Raw genomic sequence first — 12235 nt, 5'->3', positions numbered from 1 at the left:
GGAGCCGCCTGTGGGAATCGAACCCACGACCTATTCATTACGAGCGCCTGTGGATGGGTCCGAGGCCCGAATTTCGGCGTCATCACGTGTGCATCGGATGCGCTCGAGGCCACTCCTGCACGGTCCGGGGTGCGCGGGGGGTGCGCCCCTCCGGGGCGTGAGTTCGGTGGCCGCACACTTCGTGGCGCCGGACCGATAGCGGAGCACAAGAGGCTGTCGGAGGCCCGGGTCAAGGGTGGCCGCAGGCCATCGCGGAGCGACGCCGTAGGCGCCCTTGATGCGGGGTGGAGACGGCCGGATGCTCGGCTGTCGGTGCGGGGCCGGACGGCGAGATGGTGCAGACGCGCAATCGCGTTGAACCAGAACCAGGAAGGCGCCGCGACCAAGAACCAGATGGCGACCGGGCGTCTCCGAGTTCGGACCGTGACGGCCATGGGCGGAGTTCTTCCCGGTTACCGACAGCAAGCTCGCCATGCCCTACCCTCGCCGGATGAGGACACGAACATCATTGGCGTTGATCATCGGCGGTTCGACGCTCGCCGTGATCGGAGCGGTGGTGTCGTTCATCTACTTCTTGCAGCCCTGGCGGACCTGCCCTGACGACGATGCGCCCGCTGGCTGCCCGATGCTCCCGGACGACGCAGCGATACTGACCGCCGCCATGGTCGTGACCGTGTTCGCGACGGCATTGGCGGTTGTCGGCGCCGCGAGCCGGAAACGCGACTACTACTGAGCGCCTACCCGCATCGGCCAGCGACGCGGCGGTTCGGCCGGTGGGTGCGCCGTGGGGTGCGCGCAGCGAGCTTGCGAGCGGAGCGCGGGGCCCCGCGGCGCGGGCTCCGCCCGGCCGGACCACCGCGCGGCGGAGCCGCGCGCTTGAGGCAGTAGGGAAAGTCCTCACGGGTCAGAGGCTGGAGGGCGCTCACCAAGTGCGGCGATGAGTGATCGATGCGGTGCTGTATCGGCGGCAACCACGCGCTTCTGCGCCCAGGCGTCGACAGCGTCAACGGCCATTGACAAGTAGACCAGCAGCGGCTCACGGGGCTCAGCCGGGGCATTCGGCGGAAGCGCCACCTGGACTTTGAGTAGCCGATCCGCCTTGCGGAAAGTGCCGGTTCGGACACCTTGGAAATCCGGCTCCAGGAGGTTCCCCGGCACGTGGAACTCGACATTCACGTTGATATCGGCTGTGACCCCCTGACGCGCCGCGATCACCTCGCGTCCCAGGTGCCGTAGCGCCTCGACCCATCCGCTGTTGGTCGAGGTCTGCCCTCCGACGACGAATCCGATCGAGAGCACCTGTGGTGCCTCCTTTACGACCTTCATGGAACCTCCCCGCCCAATGTCGAACGTCACGGGTGACGCGTTCGGCCAAGTTCATGGTCAGGTCCGCCTCATCGTCCTCACAGCCCGATGTCTCCTAGCCACACGCGTGAGCCGTCTATGGGCACTCATGCCCTACAAGGAGGGCGACGACCCACTCGGCCTGAGACGAGGCCAGCGCGATCTTGATCGTCGCTCCATTGCTCCTGGCCCGATAGATGTGAGCCTCGGGGTCTACAGACCAAGACTCGCGGAATCCGGGGGGCCGTGACTCGTCTCGCCGAAGGTCAGTGACCGGCACGACGACGGAGAAGTTGGTCAGGCGCCCGGGTGCGACCGACCAGACCGCTGGCATCCACTGCTCTGACAAGCCGCGCACCTTGCCGTCGACCAGACGAACCGACGCCTCGGTCTTGCTCTCTGCTCGCAAGCGGTCGTTACGTCTCCTGACGATCCGTCGCCCCAATCGGCCACCAAGGAGCCAGCCGAAGACGTCCCCGAAGAGCTCGATCAAAGCGGTGCCTCCTGGGCCAGCGGTGCGCGCGGGCACCCCGGCGCTTCTCGACGAAGGGTACCCAAGCGACCGGTCCCGGCCGAGGACCCCAGACCTCCATCGACGTAGCATCAAGAACAGTGGCCGCGGACCGCGCAACCCTCGATCTCCTAGCCCCGATGTCGCACCTCAGCTGGCACTCCGATGTCGCACATCACCGGTCTCACGGCAGCGCCGACGTGTCGATGTCCTGTCTCGGGACGTGCTTGACACATCTGTATCAGGACGTGCTTGTCGCCGCGGTGTGCCTAGAGGCGAGAACTGGCACGATGACGGCACAGCGGGCCCCATCCGGCCCGTCGTGGCCCAGGGACAGAGACGGAGTTGAGCAATGAGCCGCCAGCCACGCATCCGCGACGTCGTAACCTGGCGGCCGCCGAGCAAGCGATCCCGCGGTCTGAGGCTGGCCCGCAACGTGCTCGGCGGGCTCGTCTGGGCATTTGGCGCGGCTATCGACCTGGCGTCGAACATGGTCGGTGGTGCTTCACAGGTCGACTCGCCGAACGCGCTCGCGCGCAAGCGGCTACCGTGCGATCCGCACGAGGAAATCAGCGGGTTCGAATGCAAGGTCGTTGACGGCAACGCAGCGTGGGTGCCCAGCAGGCACGCGGACCCGGCATGGCTGCGAATGAGCGCGACCGCCGTCTGGATCACTCCACCCGGACTGCCCCGTCGTATCGAGTTGGACGTCGAGGCCTACCGGCTCGTGCAGCTCACTCCGGACGACCAGCGTCTTGGACCAGCAGACCGCTGCGTCGCGACCATCACCGGACAGGGAGTGGAGTTCAGGATCAGTGGCCCCTGGCTCGCCGTCGCCTGGCTCGGCCACCTTGGCGGCTGGCCTGACCCGAGATCCCTCAGTACGCCCCTAGTTCCCTAGGGGATCTGACAAGCGGGTCCTGGGACAGAAGTGTCAAGAGCGTCGTGCGCCACGACACTGACCACGTGAGCCACGCCTACACCGGGGCCGAGGTACCGCGCTTTGCGGGTAGGAGCCCCTAGAGTCGAGGCATGACATCTGATGCACCCGCCGTGGACGAAGACGAGGTCAACACCTGGTTCGAGGACGAATCGGATGAAGAGTTTCAGGAACCGAGTGCGAGTGCCGCCGCCCCATCGCCGACGGATCCGGCAGAGAAGTATGCGAAAAGCCAGCTCCGTGTGGTTCGGGAGACCAAGGACTACGCGCTCGACTACCTGCGCCATGCCCTACAGCCCGGTCGCGAACTGATCGACATTTCGCCCGCGTATCAACGAAGGCTTAGGTGGACCAACAAGAAGAAGTCGCTCCTGATCGAGTCGTTCTTGTTGAACATCCCCGTACCGCCCATCTTTCTGTTCGAGCGCGACTACAACGCATATGAGGTGATCGATGGGCGCCAGCGGCTCGACGCCGTTTCGACCTTCCTGGCGAACGAGTACGCGCTCTCGGGGCTCGAGTACTGGCCGGAACTAAATCGGAAGCGGTTTACCGATCTGCCGCAAATCTTGCAGCGCGGATTGCTGCGTAGGAGCCTGCCCGCAGTCGTCCTTCTCGCAGAAACCCACAGTTCCGGCGAAGAGGAGATCGACGTTCGCCGCGTGCTCTTCGATCGCTTGAATACCGGTGGAATCCAACTCAATCCACAAGAGCTGCGGAATGCACTTTATCCGGGTGCTCTTAACGCTCTGCTTATCCGACTCGCCCGCTCAGCACCGTTCACGCAGGCATGGGGCATCCCGCCATACACGCCAGGGGAGGAGGCAGAACCCTCAGAGCACCTACTCGGAAATCCAATTTATGCGTCGCTCGCAGATGCGGAACTCGTGCTACGCTTCTTTGCTCTTCGCGACGCACTAGAAAGCGATAAGCGGGGGTCTCTACGGCGCATCCTCGATCGGTACATGGCTGCGAACGCCTCCATTGATCCTGCTTCGGCCGACCGCATGGAGAGCGAGTACATCGATCTCCTGGGCCGGCTCGTCGATCTGTTCAATGGCGATCCGTTCAGGTTGCCGACCACAGGACGACCGAGTCGACCGCTCTATGACGCATTGATGATCGCGTTGAGCAGAAACCGCTCGATGGAGCTCGATGAGCACGCCGTCCGAGAGGCACTAAGGAGTGCATTGGCCGAGCCGGCCGTTTACGACGTACTGGTCGGGCGGGGCAACACGATCGGCGCCATCAAGGACAGGGTCGACTCGGCTGAGTCGATCCTGCGGTCGACTCAGGCGTAGCAGTGAGGATGATCGAGGCGGCCGCGCGAGCCGCGCAGGAAGAATTCGACAGTGATGCTGCGAGAGTCGAGTCTCTCCTAACTTTCCTGGAATCCTTTAGGTCTTATGCCGCTCAACGGGACCCGGAGCCCGAGTTGGTCGAGAACTCCGAGCGTTCGGCGGCAGGACGACTCTGGAGTCAGGCGAGTGAAGTCCGAACTGACCTGCCGGTTCTGGCTGGATCTCTCTTGCTTTATCTCTGCGGTCGGTTCGAGAACTTTGTCCGCGAACTTGCAGGGTCTGTGGTCGAAGACCTCGTCGACAGCACAGCGAAGTACGTCGATCTTCCGCCTGCGCTTAAGAAGGAACACCTGTCGCGCGTTCTGGCGATCAATCAATCTCCCGGGCGATATGGTTACGATCCGGACGCTGCTGCTGCACTTGCCGTTGAATGGGCCCACGGATTCAGTTCCGGAGATTCGGGATTTTCCGTCACTCCGGACGTCATCACCATTACGGAGTCCAACATGAACCCGGGGACTCTGACAGATGTCCTGAAGCGAGTCGGTGTTGGCGAAGTATGGGAAACATTAGGCAAGCAGGCGTCGGTAAAGCTGCATCTCAGTGAAGTCCGCGATGGTGACTGTACCAGAATGGCAAAGATCAAGCTCGAGGCGCTTATGAAGGAGAGGAATAAGATTGCACATCCAACGAAGGATACTGAGTTCCCTGATGCCGGGTATGTACGGTCTGCGGCCGAATATTTTCGAGTTCTCGCCAAGGAACTTCTGAATATCGTTCTCGTGCTGCGCGCCGCGGCGAACTAGCGGTATTGCCATCACATCCGGTTGAGAATCTCGGACTTCTTGGTTTCGAACTCTTCGACCGGTGACAATTTCTTCGTCCCTCAAGTCTGCCAATCCTTCCATCTTGGCGATCGGGTCATCGGAAGACGGGGCAGTGGGGTGATTTGAAGTAGCGGACTGCTTTGTACCGTTGTTACACCGGACCACAGGTTCAGGGGACGTTCGCCAGGGTTGACGCAATTGCGTCGTGGATGAGGGTGGTCGTAGCGAGCACGTCGGTTCCGGAAAGCCTGTAAGGACTGCCGTCGACGTGCGTAACGACCGCGCCGGCCGCTCGGGCGAGGGCAACGCCAGCGGCCACGTCCCATGTCCGGTTGGCATCGATGACGACAGCGTCGAGGCGGCCGGCCGCAAGCCATGCAAGGTCCGTCGCGGCCGAACCGTACATCCGAACACGCCCAACGGAAGCGGCGAGCTGGCCGAGCATGGCGAGGCGCCGGCGGTTCTTCTCATCGCGGTCTGCGCTGGTGGCGAAGTCGCCCATAGAGACGACGGAATCGCGAAGATCCGCCGTGTCGCTGACGGAGATCGGTTGACCGTTGAGGTGTGCGGCCCCGTCACGGGTGATGTATCGCTCCCCCTGCGCCGGTAGGGCGATGGTCCCGAAGACGGGCGCCTGATCCTCGATGAGGGCTAGCGACACGCCGTAGTTCGGCAGGCCGCGCGTGAAGTTCGTGGTCCCGTCGACGGGGTCGAGGCACCAGTACCGCTTGCGGTCGCCCGTGTGGCCGCGTTCTTCTCCGAGGAACCCGAGATCGGGGGTCTGCCGGGCCAGCAACTCGCGCACCGCATCCTCGATGGCGAAGTCGGTCGCGGTCGCGAAGTCGCGGTCGGTCTTGTAGACGCGATCCTCGATGCTGCCGTCGTAGAGCAGCGACAGGGCGAGGTCGATAGCGGCGTTGGCTGCAAGCTCAGTTGTCGACGACACGGGCGCGCTCCCAGGTCTCGGTGAAGATCTGCTCGAAGACCGGGAACAGTCCGTGCGGGTGGGCGTCGTCGGAATCGATGAGGAGCACCGGAGCGTCCAGCCCGCGCGCCTTGGGCAGGTAGGGCTGCACGAGGGAACGGGTGCCATCGATGGTGGTGATGCTGAACCGCACGGGCTCGTCGTAGGTGCGCACGTGCACTCGATCGCGGGCCTCGGGCGACAGGCGCTCACGCATCCGCCCTAGAGCAAGCATGTTGGCCCGGGTGAGGTCCGCGAGGTGGCCCGGGGGCTGTTCCTCCTCTGCCTCACGCGCTGCGATGGCCGCGCTATCCGGATCGAGGAACAGGCAGCGCAGCGTCAAGCCGTTCTCGATCAGCTCCGCGAGGGTGACGTCGGAGACACCCTGGCAGATCGCGTTAAGACCAATACCCATTGCGTCCACGTGCTGTGCCGTCGCGAGAGTTCTGAGCACCGGCACAGCGACCTGGGCCTCAGAACGGGTGGCGAACACCCCGACGACATCCCTGGTGGTGAACGACACCGGTTCGCTCGTTGGGGCGAGCCGTTCATGGACCAGCGCCTCGAGCCGTTGAAAGGCGAGCCGCAACTCCTCGACGTCGGTCGCCTCGCTCGCAACCGTCGTCTGTGGTGCCAGGCCAATGCGGGAGTCCAGCGACAGGCCATAGAGCGAAGCAGCCGCGAGCACGACGTCCGCCGGCGGTCGGGCACGGCCCTTGATCCAGTTGCTCACGGCCGATTCTGAGTAGACGCCCGACTCGGGACCCACGTCGGCGGCGCGCAGCGCAGCAGCGAGCGGTGCACCGCCACCGGCCGCACGTCTGGCCTGGTCAAGCACCTCTCGCACCACGGCATCCCATGTTGCACCCATGCGCTCGATTCTTGCATGGATCGCCTGACACGCGAGGTGCGCCACCCTGATCGCTTGACACGCGACTTGTCTCGTCGTGTAGTAGATCGCAGGAGTAGCGACTGTCGCGCTCCATGAGCGATTCGGAGAGTGGTCGAAATGGCTATCGCCAAGCGTTTTCCTATCGCGCACGGGCTGGCGTTCCCGAACGGGGCGTTCCTGCGCGGGTTCGTCGAGCCGGTCGCGGACTTCCAGGGCGAGCAGCGCCCGGACGGGTCGCGGCCGCAGCAGCGCGACAAGGAGACCGGGCTGCCGTTGTGGCAGTGCACGGTGATCGACGCGGACGACGACGCGAACCGCAAGGACATTGGCGTCACGGTGAAGTTTGCGGCCGAGGTGCAGCCGGTGCCGCCGAAGAACACCTCGCCGCTGCCGTGGACGCCGGTGGAGTTCGTCGGCCTGACCGCGTTGCCGTACATCGACGACAACGGCAACCGGCCGAGGATCGCGTGGTCGTTCCGGGCGCAGGGGTTCGCGACGCCGGGGCAGGCGGGCAAGTCCGGCGAGTCGAAGGACGCCGCGTGATGTCCGGCGCCCAGGTGCAGGCCGCCGAAGTTCAGGGCGTGGGGCCGTCGCCGGGTCCGTTGACGGCCGACGAGGTCGGTCCGCTGCGCGATCTGCTGACGATCGCCGCTGACGTCGTGGAGATGCTGGACGACGGCCGGGTCGAGTTCGTGTCGGTGTCGGCGTCCGGGCAGGTGACGGTGCACGTGAGCGGCCAAGGGGACGCCGAGCACTTGGCCTGGCGCCTCGGGCTGGGGACGGTAACCGAGTACGCCCCGCGCGATGGGCGGCGTGGCTTCACCGTTTGGTCTGGCGGCGACTGGCCGGCACCGCGGTTCGAGGTGTTCTGCAACGGGAACCTGGTCCGCCCGGTGCGCGCGTTTCCTCGTCCGTCTGGCCTGGGGCGCGTGGCGTGATGGGAGGGGTGGAAGCCGTCGCCAGGCGGGTGCTCGCCGCGGCGTGGCACCTGCTCGCCTGGACGGTCCAGTCGTGGCGGCTGCTGCTGGCGTGCGTCGTGCTCGGGAACCTGCTCCTGCTCGGCTCCCACCCCCAGGCCGGCTATGCGGTGCTGTGGTGCGTTCCGGGGTTCAGCCTCGCTCGCGCGGTCTGGCACGCGGTCCATCCGCTGAGCTATGAGGCAGTGCTCGGCGGGCCGCTGCGTCGTCACGGGTGGCGGCGTCGTGTGCGCCGGAACTGGAAGCGGATCGCCGACCGCTGCGGGCTGGCGACCGCGCCCCGCGGCGACGAGCCCCGCGCGATCCCGCGACTGCGGCGGGTCCGCGCGGCCGGAAACACGCTCACCTTCCAGGTCCGCGCCCGGCTCGGACAGACCGTGGACGACCTGAACGCCGCCGCCGAGGCCATCGCCACCTCGCTCGGTGCCGAGTCCGTCGAGACCCACCGGGTCGGCCCCGGCACGGTTGAACTGGCGCTGACCATGCGCGAGCTGCTCGACGTGCCGACCCTGCCGACCATCCCCCAGCACCTCGACGCGGCCGGGGTGACGCTCGGGCGCAAGGCGGACGGGTCGCCCTGGCGGCTCGACCTCGCCGGGCGGCACACCCTCGTCGTCGGGCGCTCCGGGGCGGGCAAGGGGTCGATCTTCTGGGGCATCGCAGGCAACCTCGCCCCCGCCGCACACGCGGGCCTGGTCCAGCTGTGGGGCGTCGACCTGAAGGGCGGCGTCGAGGTCGCGGTCGGCAAGAAGATGTTCTCCCACGTCGCAATGGACGAACAGGCCGCGGTGCGGCTGTTGCGCGGCCTGAACCGGGTCATCGTGGACCGGCAACGCGTGATGCGCGGCAGGTCGCGGCTGTTCGAACCGTCGCCGGGTGACCCGGTGCACGTGCTGATGATCGACGAGCTCGCCGTACTGACCGCGTACGCGTCCAAGGAGGTCGTGAACGAGGCAGCGAACGTGCTCAAGCTCGTGCTCACCCAGGGACGGGCGTTCGGGGTCATGGTCGTGGCGTTCGTGCAGGACCCGCGCAAGGAGACCGTGGGCATGCGGGACCTGTTCACCCAGACCATCGCCCTGCGCCTGGCCTCCGCTGCCGAGACGCGCATGGTGCTGGGCGAGGGCATGGCCGCCGTGGCGCCCGCCCACCACATTGCCCACACCATGCCCGGGACCGGCTACGCCGTCACCGACGACGGCGTCGTCGAGCGCGTGCGCGCCGACTTCTGGGCTGACGACTTCATCCGCATGGTCGCCGCCACCTACCCGGCGCCGCCCGCGCCGCCGCTGCCAGAGGAACCGCCCACCGCGGCGCCCGTCGTTGTTGAGGCGCCCTCGGCCGCTGAGTCGGCCGAGCCGGTCACGACCGAGCGTCCGGCGCCTCGCCGTCGTGCACCGCGCAAGCCCCGCTCGGCGCGCTCGACGTCGAGCTCGGCCGAGTCGGCCAGTGAAGGTGCCGAGGTGGCGTGATGGTCACGGCGGGTTCGGTCGGTGAGGCGGTCGGTGCGGGCTTCTGGGGGCACTCCCCCGAGGCTCCCCTCGACCTGGCCGACCTCACCCGGGCCGAGGTCGAGTCGATCGCCTCACGCCTCGCCGACCGCAGCATGCCCGCCCTAACGGACACCCTCGCCCGGGTCGGCAACTGCGCCCACCCCGTCCGCCTCGTCGGCCGCTCGGACACCATCGACACCCGCACGGGCGAGATCGTCGACACGTTCCGCTCGGCCGATCAGCCGCTCGGGATGCTCTACACCCCGTGCGGCAACCGCCGCGAGGACGTCTGCCCGGCCTGCTCACGCATCTACGCCCGCGACACCTTCGAGCTCATCTCCACCGGCCTGCACGGCGGCAAAGGCGTTCCCGAGGCGGTCAAGGCGAACCCGCTGCTGTTCGTCACTCTCACGGCGCCCTCGTTCGGCGCGGTCCACGGGGTGCGTGACGGCAACCGGCCGTGCCGGCCACGGTCCAGGGCCGCGGTGTGCGAGCACGGGCGCCGGCTGACCTGCTGGGCACACCATGACGAGAACGACCCGTCCGTGGGCGCCCCGCTGTGCCCGGACTGCTACGACCTCGACTCCGCCGCGATCTGGCAATGGCACGCGCCCGAGCTGTGGCGCCGCTTCACCATCACGCTGCGCCGGCGCCTCGCCGCCACACTCGACGTGCCCGCGTCCGGGCTGGGCGAGCACCTGCGCCTCGAGTACGCCAAGGTGGCCGAGTTCCAGGCCCGCGGCCTGGTCCACTTCCACGCCCTCGTCCGCATCGACGGCGCCGAGGGTCCCGGCTCACCCGCACCGATCCCCGCGACCGCGCTGGCCGACGTCGTGCGCCAGGCCGCGGCCGCCGTGCGCTACACCGCCCCCGCCGTCGGCGACCACGACGCCGAACGGGTCCTGCGCTTCGGCGCACAGACCGACGTGCGCATCGTGCGCGAAGGGACGCTCGCGGGCGAGGACGTCACCGCGGAGCAGGTCGCCGCGTATCTGGCCAAGTACTCCACGAAGTCCACCGGCGTCGACCCGACCAGGCCGCGCCCGCACCTGGCCGCGCTCACCGCGGCGTGTCAGTCGCTCGCCGCCCGCGCGTTGGCCGGCTGCTCCTTCAACTGCGGCGAGCGCGCCGCCCACCGGCACCCGCGGTTGTGCGGCGACTGCTCCGCCAACCCGTACGCGCTGCTCGGTCACTGGTCGTCCATGCTCGGCTTCCGCGGGCACTTCTCCACCAAGTCACGCCGCTACTCCGTCACCCTTGGCGCCCTCCGGCGCGCCCGGCGACGGTTCCAGCGGCTCGCCGCGGATGCCCACCGCAACGGGCGCACCCTGGACACCCGGGACCTCGAAGCCCGGCTCATGGCCGAGGACGACGCGGAAACGACGCTCGTCGTCGGCTCCTGGACTTACGAAGGCACCGGCTGGCCACGCGCGGGAGACAAGGCCCTTGCCGACGCCGCCGCCTCCCGCGCCCGCGAGTACGCGCGATGGCGAGCAGACCAGCGCACCACCCGCCCGGCGCGATAGCCGGCCACATCGCAGAGTCACGAAGTGAGGGGGAACCATGGACGAGTACCTGACGACAGAGGAAGTGGCGACGTGGCTGAAGGTCGCGCCGTCGACGGTGTGCCGGTGGCGGCTGGCTGGGAAGGGGCCGCGGGTGACGTGGCTGTCCCCGTCGCTGCCCCGCTACCGCAAGGCAGACCTGCTCGCCTGGCTGGAAGGGGCGGCGGCATGACGGTCCGCAAGACACCGGGCGGCCGGTTCCGGGCGCAGCTGAAGAGTGGGCGCGAGTTCGTCACGTCACGGACCTTCGACACCAAACGCGAGGCCGACGCCTGGCTTCGCCGGGAACGTGCAGCGCTGGATGGCGGCTACGACCCGCGCGCCGGCAAGGAGCGAATGGGTGTCGTGCTGAGCCGCTGGCTCGCGATCCGGGAGCGGACGGTCGCGCCGACGACCTACTACGCCGACAAGAACATGGTCCGAATCGTTCCGACGAGCATGCGGAACGTGCACCTGTCGGCGATCACCGAGCGCGAGGTGGCACGGTCGTTCGAGACGCTGCTGGCGCACGGCCTCGCGGAGTCATCCGTCGTCCGGTACCGGGCGAGCCTGTCGGCGTTCTTCGCCTGGTGCCTTCGGGAGAAGCTGGTGAGCCGGAACCCGGTGACCGGAGTCAAGGTGCCCAAGGGTTCGGCCGAGGTCGACGAGATGGACCCGTTCAGCGAGGACGAGCTCGAAGCCGCGTACCTGGACTGGAAGCAGAAGGACGAGCGGCTCGCGGACGTGCTGCTCGTCATGGGCTGGACCGGGCTTCGCTGGGGCGAGATGCGCGCTATGCAGGTCTCGTCGTTCCTCGAGGTGCCCACGCCGGCGCTGATGGTCCGGCGCAACCAGCCCGAGCGGTACGCGGTGAAGGCGACGAAGGGCCGGCGCACTCGTCGTGTGCCGGTGGCGAACCGGGTGCTACCCATCGTCCGTGAGCTCGCGGCGGGCAAGTCGTCGCGCGACCTGCTGTTCACGACGTCGAGCGGCGCGCAACTGTGGCGCACCCAGACGCTCCGGGCGCTCGATTGGTCGGTGAAGGACCGGGCGCGGCACGACGTCGGGACCGGTCGCGGCCGGCGGCTGCACGATCTGCGGCACACGGCCGCGTGCCTGTGGCTGGCTCGTGGGGTGGACCCGGGAACGGTCCAGGCGTGGTGCGGTCACGAGTCGATCGCGACCACGAATCTGTACGTCCACTTCCTCGGGACGGGCGCCGATCGGGCCGGTCTGGACAGGCTGAATCAGGGTCCGGGGAGCGCCGGGGGTGCGCGAAATGGCCGGGTGGGTGCCTGAGATGCGGAAAACCCCCGCCTCCCCCGGACTGTGTGTCCAGGTCAGCGAGGGTTTTCGTGAGGGAGCCGCCTGTGGGAATCGAACCCACGACCTATTCATTACGAGTGAATCGCTCTGCCGACTGAGCTAAGGCGGCGTGCTCG

The 12235-nt window shown here is 67.4% G+C and carries 13 protein-coding genes and 1 tRNA gene; 10 read left to right on the top strand and 4 right to left on the bottom strand.

What is annotated here, in order from left to right; genetic code table 11:
* Positions 1–508: 508 nt before the first annotated feature.
* Entirely contained in the window at positions 509–733 is a 225-nt protein-coding gene (locus RIM90_RS26695) for a hypothetical protein (RefSeq protein ID WP_309063305.1), read from the top strand.
* 164 nt (positions 734–897) lie between these two features.
* On the opposite strand, the gene RIM90_RS26690 is transcribed toward RIM90_RS26695, so the two are convergent.
* The gene (locus RIM90_RS26690; RefSeq protein WP_309063304.1) at positions 898–1326 is read right to left on the bottom strand and encodes a hypothetical protein; all 429 of its coding nucleotides are present in this window, start codon (positions 1324–1326) and stop codon (positions 898–900) included.
* Between the two features lie 881 nt (positions 1327–2207).
* Here RIM90_RS26690 and RIM90_RS26685 point away from each other — a divergent pair.
* From RIM90_RS26685 to RIM90_RS26675, 3 genes are all read left to right on the top strand, one after another.
* Entirely contained in the window at positions 2208–2756 is a 549-nt protein-coding gene (locus RIM90_RS26685; protein ID WP_309063303.1) for a hypothetical protein, read from the top strand.
* A 131-nt stretch (positions 2757–2887) separates the two neighbouring features.
* Positions 2888–4096 (top strand): DUF262 domain-containing protein, encoded by a 1209-nt coding sequence (locus RIM90_RS26680; protein WP_309063302.1) that lies wholly within the window; start codon positions 2888–2890, stop codon positions 4094–4096.
* A gap of 8 nt (positions 4097–4104) precedes the next feature.
* Entirely contained in the window at positions 4105–4902 is a 798-nt protein-coding gene (locus RIM90_RS26675; RefSeq protein ID WP_309063301.1) for a HEPN domain-containing protein, read from the top strand.
* Between the two features lie 190 nt (positions 4903–5092).
* On the opposite strand, the gene RIM90_RS26670 is transcribed toward RIM90_RS26675, so the two are convergent.
* Together RIM90_RS26670 and RIM90_RS26665 are read right to left on the bottom strand one after the other, a co-directional pair.
* Entirely contained in the window at positions 5093–5869 is a 777-nt protein-coding gene (locus RIM90_RS26670) for an inositol monophosphatase family protein (protein WP_309063300.1), read from the bottom strand.
* The gene (locus RIM90_RS26665) at positions 5853–6758 is read right to left on the bottom strand and encodes a DUF5919 domain-containing protein (protein WP_309063299.1); all 906 of its coding nucleotides are present in this window, start codon (positions 6756–6758) and stop codon (positions 5853–5855) included. The genes RIM90_RS26670 and RIM90_RS26665 overlap by 17 nt, the downstream gene beginning before the upstream one ends.
* 138 nt (positions 6759–6896) lie before the next feature.
* On the opposite strand from RIM90_RS26665, the gene RIM90_RS26660 reads away from it, so the two are divergent.
* From RIM90_RS26660 to RIM90_RS26635, 6 genes are read left to right on the top strand one after another with little or no spacing between them, the layout of a single operon-like run.
* Positions 6897–7322, top strand: coding sequence for a plasmid replication, integration and excision activator (locus RIM90_RS26660; protein ID WP_309063298.1), 426 nt, complete (start codon positions 6897–6899; stop codon positions 7320–7322).
* Entirely contained in the window at positions 7322–7717 is a 396-nt protein-coding gene (locus RIM90_RS26655) for a hypothetical protein (RefSeq protein ID WP_309063297.1), read from the top strand. The genes RIM90_RS26660 and RIM90_RS26655 overlap by 1 nt, the downstream gene beginning before the upstream one ends.
* Positions 7717–9228 carry an FtsK/SpoIIIE domain-containing protein gene (locus RIM90_RS26650; protein WP_309063296.1) on the top strand — a complete coding sequence of 504 codons (1512 nt, stop codon included), beginning with the start codon at positions 7717–7719 and terminating at the stop codon, positions 9226–9228. The genes RIM90_RS26655 and RIM90_RS26650 overlap by 1 nt, the downstream gene beginning before the upstream one ends.
* Complete coding sequence (locus RIM90_RS26645) at positions 9228–10775, top strand: replication initiator (RefSeq protein ID WP_309063306.1); 1548 nt, start codon at positions 9228–9230, stop codon at positions 10773–10775. Before RIM90_RS26650 ends, RIM90_RS26645 begins: the two co-directional genes overlap by 1 nt.
* A gap of 37 nt (positions 10776–10812) precedes the next feature.
* Positions 10813–10986: a helix-turn-helix domain-containing protein gene (locus tag RIM90_RS26640; RefSeq protein ID WP_309063295.1), complete on the top strand. Its 174-nt coding sequence runs from the start codon at positions 10813–10815 to the stop codon at positions 10984–10986.
* Positions 10983–12092 carry a tyrosine-type recombinase/integrase gene (locus tag RIM90_RS26635; RefSeq protein ID WP_309063294.1) on the top strand — a complete coding sequence of 370 codons (1110 nt, stop codon included), beginning with the start codon at positions 10983–10985 and terminating at the stop codon, positions 12090–12092. The genes RIM90_RS26640 and RIM90_RS26635 overlap by 4 nt, the downstream gene beginning before the upstream one ends.
* Before the next feature lie 63 nt (positions 12093–12155).
* Here RIM90_RS26635 and RIM90_RS26630 read toward each other — a convergent pair.
* Positions 12156–12228 (bottom strand) — tRNA-Thr (locus tag RIM90_RS26630).
* Positions 12229–12235 lie beyond the last annotated feature (7 nt).

It is taken from the genome of Streptomyces sp., from assembly GCF_031181555.1.
GTDB lineage: Bacteria > Actinomycetota > Actinomycetes > Streptomycetales > Streptomycetaceae > Streptomyces > Streptomyces fimbriatus.
The sequence above is the reverse complement of the archived record's forward strand: the minus strand, read 5'-3'. Positions and strand labels throughout refer to the sequence as shown.